The sequence below is a fragment of the Kitasatospora sp. NPDC101108 genome, from assembly GCF_055584725.1.
The window spans coordinates 194,853-210,339 of sequence record NZ_JBVJLM010000009.1 but is presented as its reverse complement, the minus strand read 5'-3'; the positions used below and the strand labels follow the sequence as shown (position 1 = coordinate 210,339).

Genomic DNA, 15,487 nt, shown 5'->3' with positions numbered 1-15,487 from the left:
GGCTCCTTCAAGTCGGTACCACGACATCATCCACCCGGGCCGCGGCCGGGCCGTCGGCGCCCCCGGGTCCGCCGGGCCCCGGTCCGCCCCGGGCCTCAGCCCGCCGCCCCCGGGCCTCGGCCCGTCGTTCCCGGGGCCGGCTCCGCGGACGGACCCGTGACCCGACCGGCGTCCGGCTCCGCGCCCAGGACCCGTCCCGCCTCCGGTGCCGGGTGCCCGATGATGTCGAGCACCACGCGGCCGTCCACGGTCTCCTGGGCGACCAGCAGCGCCGCCAACTCGTCCAGGTGGTGCCGGTGTTCGTGCAGCAGCCCGACGGCCCGGCGCTCGGCCCCGCGCAGCAGGGCGGCCACCGCCTCGTCCACCGTGCGCTGGGTCTGCTCGGAGTAGGGGCGGCGCAGCAGGTCGTCCGGGTGGTCGCCGAGGTACTGCGGGGAGCCGCTGGAGTAGCCGACCGGTCCGAGGTCCGGGGAGAGGCCGAACTCGCGGACCATCCGGGTCGCGACCGAGGTGGCGTTGGCGAGGTCGTTGGCGGCGCCGGTCGAGCCCTCCCCGAAGACGACCAGTTCGGCGGCGCGTCCGCCGAGCTGGACGGTGAGCAGGTCGGTCAGGTAGCTCTCGCTGTACAGGTGCCGTTCGGCCTCGGGGAGTTGCTCGGTGGCGCCGAGGGCGACCCCGGCCGGGAGGATGGTCACCTTGGCGACCGGGTCGGCGTGCTCGCACAGCGCGGCCATCAGGGCGTGCCCGGATTCGTGCACGGCGACGGCGTGCCGCTCCTCGGGCAGCAGCGCGTTGGAGGACTCCCGGCGTCCGAGCAGCACCCGGTCGCGGGCCTCGTCGAGGTCGGCGGCGGTGATGGTGGCCCGTTCGGCGCGCACGGCGTTGATGGCGGCCTCGTTGACCAGATTGGCGAGGTCGGCGCCGGAGAAGCCGGGGGTGCCGCGGGCGATCCGGTCCAGGTCGGTGTCGGGGGCGAGGGTCTTGCCGCGGGTGTGGACGGAGAGGATGGCCGCCCGTTCGGCCTGGTTGGGCAGCGGCACGGTGACCTGCCGGTCGAAGCGGCCGGGGCGCAGCAGTGCCGGGTCGAGAGCGTCGGGCCGGTTGGTCGCGGCGATGACGACGATGCCGGTGCTCTGGTCGAAGCCGTCCATCTCGGAGAGCAGCTGGTTGAGGGTCTGCTCGCGCTCGTCGTTGCCGCCGATCCGGGTGCCGCCCGCGCGGCGGCCGCCGACGGCGTCGATCTCGTCGATGAAGATGATCGACGGCGCGCGCTTGCGGGCCTCCTCGAACAGGTCGCGGACCCGGGAGGCGCCGACGCCGACGAACATCTCGACGAAGCCGGAGCCGGTCACGGAGAGGAACGGTACCGAGGCCTCCCCGGCGACGGCCCGGGCGAGCAGCGTCTTGCCGGTGCCCGGCGGGCCGACCATGATCACCCCGCGCGGTCCCTTGGCCCCGGCGGCGGCGTAGCGCTCGGGGCTGCGCAGGAAGTCGACCACCTCACTGACCTCCTGTTTCACCCCCTCGTACCCGGCCACGTCGGCGAACCCGGTGGCGGGCCGCTCGGCCTCGATGATCTTCGCCCGGGAGCGGCCGATCGCGCTCAGCCCGCCGCCGAGCGAGCGGGCGGCCATCCGGCCCGACCAGAGGAACAGTCCGCCGAAGATCAGCAGCGGCAGGAACAGCAGCAGGGTGGACCAGATCGAGCTGCCGCCGCCGCTGCGGCTGCCGGTGACGTTCACGTGCTGGTCGGAGAGCGCGCGGCTGAGCTGGGAGGTGTCCAGGGCGGTCGGGATCTGGCTGGTGAAGTGGGTGCCGTCCTTGAGCGTGCCGGAGACGCCGCCGGTGTCGGTGACGTCCACGGTCTGCACCTGGCCGGTGTCGACCCGGTTCAGGAAGTCGGTGTAGCCGTAGCGCGGGCCGGTCGGGGGTGACTTGGCGAAAAGGACCAGGAGGAGCAGGGTCACCAGCACCGCGACGGGCAGCAGCCAGCGGCGCAGCGGGGGCGGGGGCGGCTTGGGCGGAGTGCCACCGGGGCCGGGCCCCCCGCCGGGGCCGGGGCGCGGCCCGCCCCAGGGGTCGCGGCCGGGGCCGGAACCCGGCGGGGTCGCGGGATGGCGGAGGGCGTGCAGCCGCGTTCGTCCGGTCATCCACGCTCACCGCCTCTCGGCACGCCGCCCGGGCCCTGCTCCGGGCCTTCCTCTCCATGGTCGACCCCTCGGGGCCAGGACGGGAGTCGAGCGGGCACCAGGTGGGCGCGGGGCCCGGTCCTCCCGCTCGGCTTCCGCCGCACCCTGCGGCTGCCCGGCCGGCGGGAAACCGCCCGGAACGCGGTGCGGCCGGCCGGGCGTCGGCAGGGGCCCCGGCGCGCCGGACGGGTGTCAGGAGAAGTCGAGCGACCCCGTCCGGGTCCGCTTGAGCTCGAAGAACTTCGGGTAGCCGGCCAGCAGCCGCACCCCCTCGAAGACCCGCAGCGCGTCCTCGCCGCGCGGGATCGCGCTCAGCACCGGGCCGAAGAAGGCGACGCCGTCCACGTGGATGGTCGGGGTGCCGACCTCCTCGCCGACCGGGTCCATGCCCTCGTGGTGGCTCTTGCGCAGCGCGATGTCGTACGCCGTGCTGTTGGCCGCCTCGGCCAGTTCCTCGGGCAGTCCGGCCGCCACCAGGGCCTCGCGGATGACGGTGTCGTCGGCCTCCCGGTCCTGGTCGTGCAGGCGGGTGCCGAGCTCGGTGTACAGGTCGCGCAGGACGTGCTCGCCGTGCTGCTCGGCGGCGGCGATGCAGACCCGGACGGGACCCCAGCCGGTGGTCATCAGGCGCTGGTAGCGCTCCGGCAGGTCGGTGCGGCCCTCGTTGAGGACGGACAGGCTCATCACCCGGAAGTTCAGGTCCAGCTCGCGCTGCTTCTCGACCTCCAGGATCCACCGGGAGGTGATCCAGGCGAAGGGGCAGACGGGGTCGAAGTAGAAGTCGACCTTGGTGGTGTTCTCGTTCGCTCGCGTGTTCACGTCGATGATCATAGGGCGCGATTGGACCACTCTCCAGAGCCAATCATCAGCCTCGGCCCTGGGCCACTTCTCAGCTCCAGGCGGCCCCGGCCGAAGGTGGTCCAGCCTCAGGGGCAGGTGGGCCGCCTCAGCCGCAGGGGCCCGGTCTCGGCCGCAGGGGCCCGGTCTCGGCCGTACGTGGCCGGTCTCAGCTGCAAGTGGTCCCGTCCGCAGGCACCGTGCCGTCCAGCAGATAGGCGTCCACGATCTTCTTCAGGCACGGGTTGCCGGTGTTGTAGCCGCCGTGGCCCTCGCCGTTCAGGGTGACGGTGACGCCCACGCCCGCGCCCAGCTGCTGCGCCATCGCGTGGGCGCCCTCGACCGGGGTGGCCGGGTCCCCCGTGGTGCCGACCACCAGGATCGGGGCGGCGCCCGCGGCGGAGACGTCCGGGTGGTCGGTCTTGCCCGGGACGGGCCAGCCGGTGCAGCCGGTCAGGCCCCAGGCGGTGAAGGCGCCGAACACCGGGGAGGCGTTGCGGAACTGCGGCAGCCGCTGCTCGACGTCCTGGTCGGAGTACCGCTGTCGGGCGTCCACGCAACTGATCGCCCGGTTGGCCGCGTTCAGGTTGTTGTAGTGCCCCTGCGGGTCGCGGCCGAGCAGCGAGTCGGCCAGCTGGAGCAGGGTGTCACCGGTGCCCTGCTGCATCGCCTGGGTGAGGCCGGAGGCCAGCGCGGGCCAGGTCTGCTGGCTGTACAGGCCGCCGGCGATGCCGGTGATGGCCAGGCTCTCGGTGAGCTTGCGGCCGCTGCTGGTGGGCAGCGGCGACTGCGAGAGCTTCTGCAGCAGGTCGGTGATCTTCGCCGTACCCGCGGCGCCGCCGGAGCCGGTCGGGCAGGTGGGGTCCTGGGTGGCGCAGGCCTTCATGAAGTCGTCGAGGGCCAGTTGGAAGCCCTGGGCCTGGCCGAGCGCGCTCTGCTCCGGGTCCTTGGTCGGATCGACCACCGAGTCCAGGACCATCCGGCCGACCTCCTGCGGGAACAGGTGCGCGTACACCCCGCCGAGTTCGGTGCCGTAACTGATGCCGAAGTAGGAGAGCTTCCGGTCGCCGACCACCTGCCGCATCAGGTCGAGGTCCCGCGCGGCGCTCTCGGTGTCCACATAGGGCAGCACCGGGCCGGAGTTGTGCTCGCAGGCGGAGGCGAACTGGGCGTTGCTGTCGTCCAGGGCCTTGACCTCGGCCGGGGTCTCCGGGGTGCTGTCGACGGCCGCGTTGGCGTCCATCGCCGGGTCGTCCAGGCACTTCACCCCGGCGCTGTCGCCGACCCCGCGCGGGTCGAAACTCACCAGGTCGTAGCGGGTGTTGAGGGAGGCGTAGGCCGGGGCCAGGGCGGGCAGGGTGGCCACGCCGGAGGCGCCGGGGCCGCCGAAGTTGAAGAACAGCGAGCCGATCCGGTGCTGTTCGTCCGTGGCCCTGCTGCGGATCAGCGCGAGGTCGATGGTCTTGCCGTCCGGCTTGGCGTAGTCCAGCGGGGCCTTGAGGGTGGCGCACTGCCAGTCGCCCGCGGGCGGGGTGCCGCCGCCCTGCGCTGCGCTCGGGGCCGGGCACGCACGCCAGTCCAGCGGCTGGCTGGCCAGGCCGGAGAGGCTCGCGCCGGGGGCCGCGGAGGTCGGCACGGGGTCGGCCACGGAGCGGCCCTCGCCCTGGCAGCCGGAGACGGGGGCGAGCAGCAGCGCGGTCAGGCCGAGCGCGCCGGCGCCGCGGACGACGGTGTGCATGGAGCGGTCCACCTCTCGTGTCTTCCGGACGCGCTTCCGGACTGGGGTTCCCGGACCCACCGGCGCTCGGCGGGACGGCGTGCGCCCCAGTGCGTCGGGACGGCGTGCGCCCCGGCGCTCGGCGCCGTCGGCGCACCACAGACCCTAGGGGCCACGGGGCGGCGGCGCCCGTCGGAATCCCCGGACGGGGGGATCGCGCCGAACGGACTGTCACCGGCCGACCGGGTGAGGGTTCAACCGGCCCACCGGGTGGCACCCTTACCGCCGGGCGCGGACGCGTCGTGGGGGCGGCTCCGAACTGGATGTGGCGAGCACGGAGTACAGGGAGCGCACGTTGAGCACCGTCACCGGAACCGATACCGGAACCGACAGCGACACCGACACCGACTTCGTCAGCGTGGACGTCTTCATCACCACCGGCCGGCAGGAGGTGCTGCTGCAACTGCGCGACGACCGGCCGGACATCCGGTGGCCCGCCTACTGGGTCGTCCCCGGCGGACACCGCGAGCCGGGCGAGACGCCGCACCAGACCGCCGTCCGCGAACTGCGCGAGGAGACCGGTCTCCACGTACCCGACCTGCGTCCCTTCCACCCGGTGCTGGCCGAGAGCGACCGGCGCGGCCCCCGGCGGCGCGCCTTCCACGCCCAGGTCGACGTCGACCCGGCCGAGCTGGTCCTCGGCGAGGGCCAGGAACTGCGGCTCGTCCCGTTCGCCGAGGCGCAGCGGATGAAGATGCCGCCCTCGCTCAAGGGCTACCTGCGCCAGCTGGAGGCCCGGCTGACCGCCGGGCGGACCCCGGACTGGGCCGTGGTCGACGACATCCACCGCCACATCTCGGCCCATCGGGCGGGGCTCGGACTGTCGCTGCTGCACCTCCAGGTGGTGAAGATCCAGGAGGAGGCGGGGGAGGTCGCCGAGGCCCTGCTCGGCGTGCTCGGCGCCAATCCGCGCAAGGGCGCCAGTCACACCATGGCGGACCTGCAGGGCGAGTTGTGCGACGTGATCACCGCCGCCATGGTCGCGCTGCGCGAGACCACGGCCGACCCGGGCGCCGTCCTCGCCGAACACCTGGCGCACTGGCGGCCGTCGCGACCGGACCGGGAGGAGTAGCCGCCGGCTCCGGCTCCTCCCTCGCAGTGGATCCGCCGTCATCTCCCTGGCCGGCCGATCGGCACACCTGTCGAGGGAATTGGAGGGTCGGAACCTCCCGATCGGCACATGTGGGGGTGGTGTGCGGCACACGAGGATGGCGGTCATCGGGGCCCCGCCGCTGGGCCCCCGGAAAGGAGAGCCCCGCCATGACCGCCGTCCTCGTCTCGTCCCCGAACCCGCCCCTGCTCCTGTCCCTGCACGTGCCCCTGATCTCGTCCCTGCTGCCCTCAGCGCGGTTCCAGCTCCGGCCGGCCGCGCACCACGTAGGCCGGCAACCGCAGCTCGCCCAGCACCGCCCGGGGCAGCCGCAGCCCGAAGCGCCGCCCGACCGCACCGAGGGTCCGCCGACGGACGCCCGGGTACGGCACGTCCCCGGCGGCGCAGCGGGTGACGCCGTCGGCCTCCAGGACGTTCGCGGCGACCAGTTCCGGCACGAGCAGGTCGGGCTCCTGCCCCCAGCGCCAGCGCTCCTCCCCCAGGCCGAAGCCGCACAGCACGGCGCCGTCCCGGGCGTAGTCAAGGAGGGCCTGAGGCTGCTCCGGCATCGGCCGGAAGTGGACGACCTCGACGCCGCCGCGCGCTATCTCGGTGAGCAGTTCGCCGCCGGTCGAGTCCCCGTACTCGATCGCGAAGGACCACCCGTCCGCCACGCCGACCCGGATCACACCGTCGCCGTCGTCACCCGGGCGGTAGACCTCGATCTCCAGGCCCCAGATCTCCCTCCCGCTGATCGGGCCGGTGGCGGCAGCAGGGTCGGCGCCCATCCGGCGGGCGAGTTCCTCGGGCGGGATCCCGCGCGCGAACACCACGCCGTCCACTTCCCTACCCGCGTCCGCCAGCCACTGGATGCCCTCACCGTCCTGATCCTCGGCCTCGCGCGAACCGTCACCGATGACGCCGATCATGACGCCCCTCCCCTCGCGCCGGCCCTGCGATGGCCAGGCGCAGCCGGTCCGCACCCTAACCGAGATCACCGACACACATCGCCGAAGCCGACCGGTCACCCTCCCAGGCCACCGCCTCACCTGGCCGCGCCTCGCCTCTCCCCGCCAACGTCGGCACAAAGTATGAGAGTTGACTCTCACACATTATGAGATAACACTCTCACAACATGGAGCACGGGAATCGCCTGGGCGATATCGAGATCACCGACCCGAAGGCCATGCGAGCGCTGGCGCACCCGGTGCGACTGGCCATCCTCGAACGGCTGCAACGGCACGGGCCGGCGACGGCTACCCAGCTGTCACCGGATGTCGGAGCCACCCCGTCCGTGACCAGCTGGCACCTGCGACACCTGGCGGGCTTCGGGCTGGTCCGCGACGCAGAGGCCGCGACGGACCGCCGGGAGCGACGGTGGGAAGCCGTGGCACGGGGCTTCCGCTTCGGGACGCCGGAGGACGAAGCGGGCCAGTCCGCCGCCCGGATGCTGTCCCGGGAGATGTTCGCCCGCTCCGCCGACCTGCCGCACCGGTGGGTGACCGAGACCGAGCCCGAACTCGATCCGGCGTGGCGCCGGCCCGCCGGGCTGGCGAACACCCGCGTGGTGGTGTCCCCGGAGGAACTCGCGGCCATCGAGGACGCGATCGAAGGCATCCTCGCGCCCTATGTGACGCGTGATCCGGCGCAGCGGCCGAGCGGAAGCCGTGGCGTCCGACTGCTGCGTTACGTCCTCCCGGAGGCCGGCGAGGACCGGGCGGGTGGGACGGCGTGAACTCCTTACGGGACACAGCCGCTCCGGTGTCGCTGTGGCGGAACGGCCACTTCGTCCGCTTCTGGGCCGGGCAGTCGGTCTCCCAGATCGGCGACCGGATCTCGGAACTGGCGCTACCCCTGATCGCCGTGGTGGCGTTGGACGCCTCGGCCGGCCAGGTCGCGTGGCTGACGGCGCTCGCGGGGATTCCGAACCTCCTCGCCATCGTGCTCGGGGCCTGGGTGGAGCACCGGCCCCACAAGCGCCGGCTGATGGTCGCGGCCGATCTGATCCGCGCGTGCGTGCTGCTCACCCTGCCCGCGGCCTACTTGTGGGGCGCGGTGACGCTCCTCCACCTGTACGCCGTCGCACTGCTGACCGGCGCCGCGACGGTGCTCTTCAATACCGCCTACCCGCCCTTCTTCGCCCACCTCGTGCCGCACTCCTCCTACGTCGACGCCAACAGCAAGCTCAGCGCCAGCCGTTCCGCCTCCTTCGTCGCCGGCCCCGCCCTCGGCGGCGCCCTCGTCCAGGCGTTGACGGCACCGGTCGCCGTGGTCGCCGATGCCCTGTCCTTCCTGGCCTCCGCCGCCCTGCTCGGGCCGAGCCGGGTCGACGAACCAGCCGTCCCCGCCGAGGGGACGGCGGAGCCCTCCCTACTCCGGCGGGCCGGCGAGGGGTTGGTCTTCGTCATCCGTCACCCGGTGCTGCGGGCCAGCCTCGGCTGCGCGACGACCCTCAACTTCTTCACCTTCATGTCCGGTTCCGGCCTGACCGTCCTGTTCGCCGAGCGGGAGCTCGGCCTTTCGGCCGGCACCATCGGGCTGGCCTTCGGCCTGGGATCCATCGGAGCCCTCGCAGGCGCGGTGATCGCTCCGAGGATCTCCCGACGCATCGGCGTGGGACGCAGCATCGCGGCGGGCGCCGTCCTGTTCCCGGCCCCCATCGCCATCGCCGCCGCCGCGAGCGGCCCCATCTGGGCCCGCGCCGGTGCCGTGGTGCTCACCGAGTTCCTCTCCGGAATCGGCGTGATGCTGTTCGACATCAACCTCAACTCTCTGCAAGCCGCCGTCATACCGGACGGCATGCGAAGCCGTGTGGCCGGTGCCTACAGCACAGTGAACTACGGCATCCGCCCCCTCGGCGCCCTCACCGGAGGCCTGCTCGCCACCTTCCTGGGCCTCAGACCCACCCTGCTCACAGCCGCCCTCGGAGGAACCCTCTCCCTCCTCTGGCTCCTCCCCTCCCCCATCCCGCACATCCGCTCCCTCACCCCAACCCCCGCCACCTCATAATCCCGACACGCCGCCGCCGCTCGCCACCTCAGCGCCGTTTCCGCCAACTGCTCGGCAAGCCGACGACACCCACCGACGGACACACCGCGCGCAGGAAGTCGGGCCCGCCGACTTCCAGCGCACGCCTCAACCACCCCCAGCACCAAGCCCCTTCCCGCCAGCCGCCCCCAACGGACACACCGCGCGCAGGAAATCGGGCCCGCCGACTTCCAGCGCACGCCTCAACCACCCCCAGCACCACACCCCCTCGCGCCAGCCACCCCCAACCCCACCGGCCACCCCAACACCACACCCCCCAGCGCACGCCTCAACCACCCCCAGCACCACACCCCTTCCCGCCAGCCACCCCCAACCCCACCGGCCACCTCAACACCACACCCACCAACGGACGAACCGCGCGTAGGAAGTCGGGCCCGCCGACTTCCAGCGCACGCCTCAACCAGCCCCAGCACCAAACCCTTTCGCGCCAGCCACCCCCAACCCCACCGGCCACCTCAACACCACACCCACCAACGGACGAACCGTGCGCTGGAAGTCGGGCCCGCCGACTTCCAGCGCACGGCTCACCCCCCCGGGGTCAGGCGCTGTCGCGGGCCGGCGCCGAGCGCCGCATCAGTGGGGCGTAGACGGCGGCGGATACCACGATGCCCACCGGCAGGGCCAGGTCGACGCCCGTCAGGGCGGCTACCGGGCCGGTGTAGAGGGTGTCGACGCAGAGCGCGGAGGCGGCCACGCCTGCGGCCAGAGCGAGGGCGCCGACCGGGTTGATGCCGGCGCGGTACCAGAAGGGGCTGTCCGGGGTTTCGTCGGTGAGGGCCCGGCCGTCGTAGTGGTTGCGGCGCAGCAGGATGTCGGTGGCGTAGATGGCGGTGCTGGGCCCGAGGAGGACGACGGTCAGCTGGAGCACGTTGCTGACGGTGTCGAGGAAGTTGGAGACCAGCAGGGCGTAGAGGGTCAGCGCGACCGCGACCGCACCGTCCACGAGCACGCTGAGCGTACGGCGGATGCGAATGCCGACGGCCTGGAGGGCGAGGCCGGCGCTGTAGGCGGTGAGGGCGTTGACAGCGATGGTGCCGACGACCAGGGAGAGCAGGAAGACCGGGTTGAACCAGCCGGGCAGGATCTTCTGGAGCGCGGCCTGCGGATCGGTCATGTCGACGGCACTGGCCCCGAGCACTCCGAGCCCGCCGACCACGACGCTGGGCATGAACCCGCCGAGGGCGGTCCAGCCGAGGACGGCGCGCGGGGAGGTGGTGACCGGCAGGTAGCGGGAGAAGTCGGCGCTGGTGGTGTACGAGAGCGGGCCGGAGGCGATCAGGGTGATGCCGGCCAGGACGGCCGCCCACAGTCCGCCGCCGGTGAGCGGTTGGGGCTGGCTCCAGCCGTAGTCGGCGTGCCGGAGGATCTCGTACCCGACGACGGCGAAGGCGGCGGCGAGGGCCAGGGTGATCGGCAGGTAGAGCCGCACGATCATGGCGTGCCCGTAGACGCTGATGGTGAGGGTGACCACCACGACCGCGATCACGATGGCGACCTTGATCGGGGTGTTCGGGGTGATCCCGACCTGTTCGGCGAGGGAGAAGGCCGCCACGGCCGCCGCCGCGAGGTTCAGCGCGAAGTAGCAGACGGAGATCATCCACCCGGTGACGGCGTTGTTCGCCCGGTTGCCCCGGACGCCGTACATCGTGCGGGTGATCACCTCGCTGGGTGCTCCGGCCGCCGGTCCGGACACGGCGAGCAGCCCGGTGCTCAGCCAGAACAGGTTGCCGACCACGACCACCGCGAACGCCTGCCAGAGGCTGAGGCCGGTCAGCACGAGGGCGCCGCCGACCACCAGGTTGAGGTAGTTGACGTTGGCCGCCGCCCAGACCGAGAAGAGTTCCCGGGCGCGGCCGCGGCGTTCGGTCTCGGGGATGTGGTCGATGCCGTGGACCTCGACCCGCCCGCTCCGCTCCTGCTGCGGCACAGAGGGCGGGGAGGGCGGGGAGGGCATGGAAAGCGAGGACAACGGGGGCTGCTGGGCCGGTGATCCGGCGGGGGAGTCGGACTGGGGATGGTCCGGGAGTGTGGACGCCATTGGGGGCCCTCCGTGGGGGTGTCGTGCCCACCTGCTTGCTTATTGGTCGCACACTCAATAGCATCCGGCACATGACGTCAAGCGTTCAGCGCAAACGGATCCGGAAGTCCCCCGACGACCGCCGGGCGGAGATCGTCGAGGCCGCGGCCGCCGTCGCCCTCACCGAGGGCCTGGAGTGCATCACCCTGCGCCGGATCGCCGAGCAGCTGGACGTCAGACCGGGCCTGATCAGCCACTACTTCCCGGCCGTGGAGGACCTGGTCGCCGAGGCCTTCGGCAGCGCCGCCACCGCCGAACTGGAGACCCTGCTGCCCGCCGACCCGCCGGACGGGTCCCCGCTGAACCACCTCGCCCGCTTCTTCGCCCGCGCCACCGGCCCGGCCTACGACGACATGAGCCGGCTCTGGCTCAACGCCCGCCACCTCAGCCGCTACCGACCCGTCCTGCGCGAGCGCGTCCTCGGCCAGGAGTCGCTGTGGCGGGGCCGCCTCACCGCCGTCGTCGGGGCGGGTGTCGAGCAGGGTGAGTTCCGCACCGAGGATGCCCAGCTGACGGCCGTCCGCATCCTGGTGGTGATCGACGGCCTCGCCTCCCACGCCAACACCGGTCTGGGCAACCACCCGGCGTCCGTCACCCGGCTAGCCGCCGCCACCGCCGAACGCGAACTCGGCCTGCCGGACGGCACCCTCGTCCCGACCTCCTGACCCGCCTCCCCGCCCCGACCTCCTGACCGCCTCCCCGCTCCCTCCCCGCTCCCTCCCCGGCCCCTCCCCCACCCGCTCGCCCGTCCCCCGGTCCCCGCCTCCCCACCCCCGCACCAGCGCTGGAGCCGAAGTGCGCACCTCCCTCGTCCTCCTCTCCGCCCGTCTGCTCGATCCCGCCTCCGGCGGCTTCCTCCCTCAGACCGCGCTCGCCGTGGTCGACGGCCGGATCGCCGCCCTCGGCGACGACCGGACGATCCGCGAACTCGCCGACGCCGCGACGACGGTGATCGACCTCAAGGGCGCCGTGGTCACCCCGGGCCTGGTCGACGGCCATCTGCACCCGGTCACCGGCGCCGAGCTCACCCACGGTCTGGACCTCTCCGGCTGCACCGACCTGCCCTCCGTCCGCGCCGCCCTCGCCGCCGAGGTCAAGACCCTCGCCCCGGGCGCCTGGCTGCACGCCTGGGGCCTGGACCCGAACGCCTTCGGCGACCGCCCGGTCGGGGCCGCCGCCCTCGCCCCCGTACTGGACGGCGTCCCGGCGCTGCTCCAGCTGTTCGACGCCCACTCCATGCTCGCCAGCCCGCGCGCCCTGGAGCTGGCCGGCGTCGACGGGCCGCGCACCTTCGCCCAGGCCGCCGAGGTGGTCTGCGACGCCGGGGGCCACCCGACCGGCCTGCTGCTGGAGGACGCGGCCTGCGAACTGGTGGAACGCGTCGCCCCGCAGCCCACCCGCACGGAGCGCCGCGAGCGCCTGGCCGCCGCCCTTCGCGCGATGGCCGCGAGCGGCCTCACCGGCGGCCACGCGATGGACGCGGGCGGCGACAGCCTCGACCTCTACACCGAGCTCGACCAGGCCGGCGAACTGCCGTTGCGGCTGCGCGTCGCCCCCTGGAGCCAGCCCGGAGTGGACCGGGACGGGCTGCGCGAGCTGGTCGAACTCCAGGGCCGGGGTGGGGAGTTGTGGCGGGTGGACGGCGTCAAGCTGTTCATGGACGGCACGATCGACAACGGCACCGCCTGGCTGGAACGCCCGGACTGCCACGGCGAGTCGACCCACGCCTTCTGGCCCGACCCGGCGCACTACACCCAGGTGATCGGGGACCTGCACCGGGCCGGGGTTCCCACCGCCACCCATGCGATCGGCGACGCAGCCGTCCGCCACGCCCTGGACTCCGTCGCCAGGGCCACCGCGAACGGAACCACCGCGAACGGAACCACCGCGAACGGAACCACCGCGTACGGAACCACCGCGTACGAAGCGAGCGGGACCACCCACCAGACCACCGACGGGTCCACCGTCAACGGGACGACACCCCCCGTCCGCCACCGGATCGAGCACATCGAGACCGTCCCGGACGACGTGGTGCGCCGCTTCGCCGAGCTCGGCGTGATCGCCTCCATGCAACCCACCCACTGCTGCGACTTCACCCGCGCCGACCACACCGACAACTGGTCCCGCCGCCTGGGCGAGGAGCGCGCCGACCGCGCCTGGCGCTGCCGCGACCTCTGGGACGCGGGCGCCACCGTCGTCCTCGGTTCCGACTGGCCGATCGCCCCCTACCCGCCGCTGGGCGTCATGGCGGGTGCCCGCCACCGCCGCCCCACCCGCGACCTCGCCCAGCCCCCGCACAACCCCGGCCAGGCACTCACCGCCCTGGAGGCGCTGCGCGCGATGACCGTCAACGCGGCCTTCGCGGCGGGCGAGGAGCACGTCGCGGGCCGGCTCGCCGTCGGCCACCGAGCCGACCTGACCGTCCTCGCGGCCGACCCGCTCTCCACCCCCGCCACCGAACTCGCCGGGGTCCCGGTCCTGCTCACCGTCCTGGACGGCCGCCCCACCCACCGCGCCGCCCGGCTCTCCTGACTCTGGCCGGCCGAAGCCCCGAAGCCCCGAACCCCCGGAGCACCCGGAGCACCCGAAGCACCCGCAGCACCCGGACAACGCGCCCGCTACCAGCATTCCGCCCAGCCGTCCAGGTGTCCCCAGGGGAACCGTCCCGGTGCCCCCAGGGGCCCGGGGCGAGTAGGGAAGCCCCCCGGGAAACCTGGCGGCCCGCCCCAGCGCGCCGCACCCCCTCCTCGGCGGAGGATTCTCTCACCGGCCCACTCAGCCGGACGAGTTGAACCGACGAGCCGAGGAGTGCCCATCATGACCGTGACCCAGGAGTCCACCCGGCGACGGACCCTGCTGCTCGCCACCGCCGGCAGCGCGGCCGCCGCGACCGCCGCCCTACTGCCCCCGGCCACCACAGCGACGGCCGCAACCGCCGCCACCGGCCCGCAGGCCACGAGCAGCCCACGGACGGTCCCACCAACCTTCACCGTGACCGAGGAACTGGACCGGATCGCCCACCCCCTGCGGTCCACCGAGCCCGACGCCCCGACCGGCGGCCTGCGGGCACTCGGCGCGATGATCGGCGACGCCCGGGTGGTCGGCCTCGGCGAGGCCACCCACGGGTCGCACGAGTTCTTCACCATGAAGCACCGGGTGTTCCGCTACCTGGTCGAGGAGAAGGGCTTCACCATCTTCGCCCTGGAGGCCAGTTGGTCGGCCGGCCTGCTGATCGACGCCTACGTCCAGGGCGAGGGCGAGGGCGACGCCCGTCGGCTGGTCCGCCGCACCCTGGCCGGATCGCCGTGGCAGCGACGGGAGTTCGCCGACCTCATCGACTGGATGCGCGCCCACAACCGCAGCCACCCGCAGCGCCGGGTCCACTTCGTGGGAACCGACCTCGGCCTTCCCGGCATCGGTGAGCAGCCCTTCGCCGAGGTCACCCGCTACGTGCGGAAGGCCGCGCCCGCCTCGCTGTCGAGCGTCGAGCAACTGTACGCCGGACTGCGGCCGTTCGACGACGCCATCGGCTACCTGACCCGGGTCCCGGTGGCCGAGCGGCAGCGCGACGCGGACCTGGCCCAGCAGGCGCTGGACCTGGTCGCCGCCGCCGGGAAGGACGGCGACGCGGAGTACGAGTGGGCCGTCCAGCACGCCCGGAACATCGCCCGGACCTTCGCCTTCGCCACCCTGCGGACCGACGACGCCCCCTCCGTCACCGCCGCGCAGCTGCTCCGCGACCGGGCGATGGCCGAGAACACCCTGTGGTGGCAGCGCCGTCTCGGCGGCAAGGTGCTGGTCTCGGCGCACAACGGCCACGTCGGCTACCGGTCCGGCAACCCGGCGCTCTACCCCACCACGCAGGGCGCCCACCTGCGCGACGCGCTCGGCGCCGGCTACGTCTCGATCGGCTTCACCTTCGGCGGCGGCTCCTTCCTCACCGGAACCGACCCGTTCGCCGGCAACTGGCGGAGCACCACGGTGCCCCCGGCCACCCTCGGCATGAACGAGTACCTCCTGGACCGGGTCCGCCCCCGCGACTACTACCTCGACCTGCGCCAGGCCCCGCCCGCGGCCCGCAGCTGGCTGGACACGGCCCGTCCGACGTACGACGCCGGGACCACCTTCAGCCGCGACCCGCTGCCCACCCTCGCCCTGGGCGCCGGCTACGACGTGCTCATCCACCTCCACCGGGTGCGCTCGGCCGAGAAGCTCTGACGGGCACTCTCCCGGTTCACACGCCGAGAACCACTCGTCCCCCTCACGGCCGGCTCCCCTTCACCCCCGCCTTCGGACTCACCCCCGCTTTCGGCCCCGAGCGCGCCGCCGCGGGCCGGCGCCTCACCCGCCACCCGACCTCCGACGCACCGCCGCACCGACGCACCGACGCACCGCCGCACCGACCCCCGCCGCACGCTGACCCCAAATGGCCACCGGCACACCGCACTTCGAACCGCAGCCGGCCACCC

Annotated in this window: 11 protein-coding genes; 6 read left to right on the top strand and 5 right to left on the bottom strand. The window is 73.4% G+C overall.

The window, feature by feature from the left end:
* Nucleotides 1-95: 95 nt before the first annotated feature.
* The 3 genes from ftsH to ACZ6Z8_RS21325 form a co-directional block, all read right to left on the bottom strand.
* Nucleotides 96-2,150, bottom strand: coding sequence for an ATP-dependent zinc metalloprotease FtsH (gene ftsH / locus ACZ6Z8_RS21335; RefSeq protein WP_465611607.1), 2,055 nt, complete (start codon nt 2,148-2,150; stop codon nt 96-98).
* Nucleotides 2,151-2,381: 231 nt separating this feature from the next.
* Nucleotides 2,382-3,020 carry a mycothiol-dependent nitroreductase Rv2466c family protein gene (locus ACZ6Z8_RS21330; protein WP_465611606.1) on the bottom strand — a complete coding sequence of 213 codons (639 nt, stop codon included), beginning with the start codon at nt 3,018-3,020 and terminating at the stop codon, nt 2,382-2,384.
* A 175-nt stretch (nt 3,021-3,195) separates the two neighbouring features.
* Nucleotides 3,196-4,764: an alpha/beta hydrolase gene (locus ACZ6Z8_RS21325; RefSeq protein WP_465611605.1), complete on the bottom strand. Its 1,569-nt coding sequence runs from the start codon at nt 4,762-4,764 to the stop codon at nt 3,196-3,198.
* A 334-nt stretch (nt 4,765-5,098) separates the two neighbouring features.
* Here ACZ6Z8_RS21325 and ACZ6Z8_RS21320 point away from each other — a divergent pair, with 334 nt between their 5' ends.
* Nucleotides 5,099-5,875, top strand: a complete 777-nt coding sequence (locus ACZ6Z8_RS21320; protein ID WP_465611604.1) for an NUDIX domain-containing protein — start codon at nt 5,099-5,101, stop codon at nt 5,873-5,875.
* Between the two features lie 269 nt (nt 5,876-6,144).
* Here the strand turns inward: ACZ6Z8_RS21320 and ACZ6Z8_RS21315 are convergent, their stop codons facing one another.
* Nucleotides 6,145-6,822, bottom strand: a complete 678-nt coding sequence (locus ACZ6Z8_RS21315; RefSeq protein WP_465611603.1) for a DUF6461 domain-containing protein — start codon at nt 6,820-6,822, stop codon at nt 6,145-6,147.
* A gap of 206 nt (nt 6,823-7,028) precedes the next feature.
* On the opposite strand from ACZ6Z8_RS21315, the gene ACZ6Z8_RS21310 reads away from it, so the two are divergent.
* Complete coding sequence (locus ACZ6Z8_RS21310; RefSeq protein WP_465611602.1) at nt 7,029-7,628, top strand: ArsR/SmtB family transcription factor; 600 nt, start codon at nt 7,029-7,031, stop codon at nt 7,626-7,628.
* A gap of 26 nt (nt 7,629-7,654) precedes the next feature.
* Nucleotides 7,655-8,902, top strand: a complete 1,248-nt coding sequence (locus ACZ6Z8_RS21305) for an MFS transporter (protein WP_465611601.1) — start codon at nt 7,655-7,657, stop codon at nt 8,900-8,902.
* A gap of 577 nt (nt 8,903-9,479) precedes the next feature.
* On the opposite strand, the gene ACZ6Z8_RS21300 is transcribed toward ACZ6Z8_RS21305, so the two are convergent.
* Nucleotides 9,480-10,979, bottom strand: a complete 1,500-nt coding sequence (locus ACZ6Z8_RS21300; RefSeq protein ID WP_465611600.1) for a purine-cytosine permease family protein — start codon at nt 10,977-10,979, stop codon at nt 9,480-9,482.
* 71 nt (nt 10,980-11,050) lie between these two features.
* On the opposite strand from ACZ6Z8_RS21300, the gene ACZ6Z8_RS21295 reads away from it, so the two are divergent.
* The 3 genes from ACZ6Z8_RS21295 (at nt 11,051) to ACZ6Z8_RS21285 (ending at nt 15,236) form a co-directional block, all read left to right on the top strand.
* Nucleotides 11,051-11,683 (top strand): TetR/AcrR family transcriptional regulator, encoded by a 633-nt coding sequence (locus ACZ6Z8_RS21295; RefSeq protein WP_465611599.1) that lies wholly within the window; start codon nt 11,051-11,053, stop codon nt 11,681-11,683.
* A gap of 130 nt (nt 11,684-11,813) precedes the next feature.
* Nucleotides 11,814-13,550 (top strand): amidohydrolase, encoded by a 1,737-nt coding sequence (locus ACZ6Z8_RS21290; protein ID WP_465611598.1) that lies wholly within the window; start codon nt 11,814-11,816, stop codon nt 13,548-13,550.
* A gap of 285 nt (nt 13,551-13,835) precedes the next feature.
* The gene (locus ACZ6Z8_RS21285) at nt 13,836-15,236 is read left to right on the top strand and encodes an erythromycin esterase family protein (protein ID WP_465611597.1); all 1,401 of its coding nucleotides are present in this window, start codon (nt 13,836-13,838) and stop codon (nt 15,234-15,236) included.
* Nucleotides 15,237-15,487 lie beyond the last annotated feature (251 nt).

What these genes read in the sequence shown, in the direction of transcription:
- ftsH (WP_465611607.1), bottom strand. Translation starts at nt 2,150, where the DNA reads ATGACCGGACGAACGCGGCTGCACGCCCTCCGCCATCCCGCGACCCCG.
- ACZ6Z8_RS21330 (WP_465611606.1), bottom strand. Translation starts at nt 3,020, where the DNA reads ATGATCATCGACGTGAACACGCGAGCGAACGAGAACACCACCAAGGTC.
- ACZ6Z8_RS21325 (WP_465611605.1), bottom strand. Translation starts at nt 4,764, where the DNA reads ATGCACACCGTCGTCCGCGGCGCCGGCGCGCTCGGCCTGACCGCGCTG.
- ACZ6Z8_RS21315 (WP_465611603.1), bottom strand. Translation starts at nt 6,822, where the DNA reads ATGATCGGCGTCATCGGTGACGGTTCGCGCGAGGCCGAGGATCAGGAC.
- ACZ6Z8_RS21310 (WP_465611602.1), top strand. Translation starts at nt 7,029, where the DNA reads ATGGAGCACGGGAATCGCCTGGGCGATATCGAGATCACCGACCCGAAG.
- ACZ6Z8_RS21300 (WP_465611600.1), bottom strand. Translation starts at nt 10,979, where the DNA reads ATGGCGTCCACACTCCCGGACCATCCCCAGTCCGACTCCCCCGCCGGA.
- ACZ6Z8_RS21295 (WP_465611599.1), top strand. Translation starts at nt 11,051, where the DNA reads ATGACGTCAAGCGTTCAGCGCAAACGGATCCGGAAGTCCCCCGACGAC.
- ACZ6Z8_RS21285 (WP_465611597.1), top strand. Translation starts at nt 13,836, where the DNA reads ATGACCGTGACCCAGGAGTCCACCCGGCGACGGACCCTGCTGCTCGCC.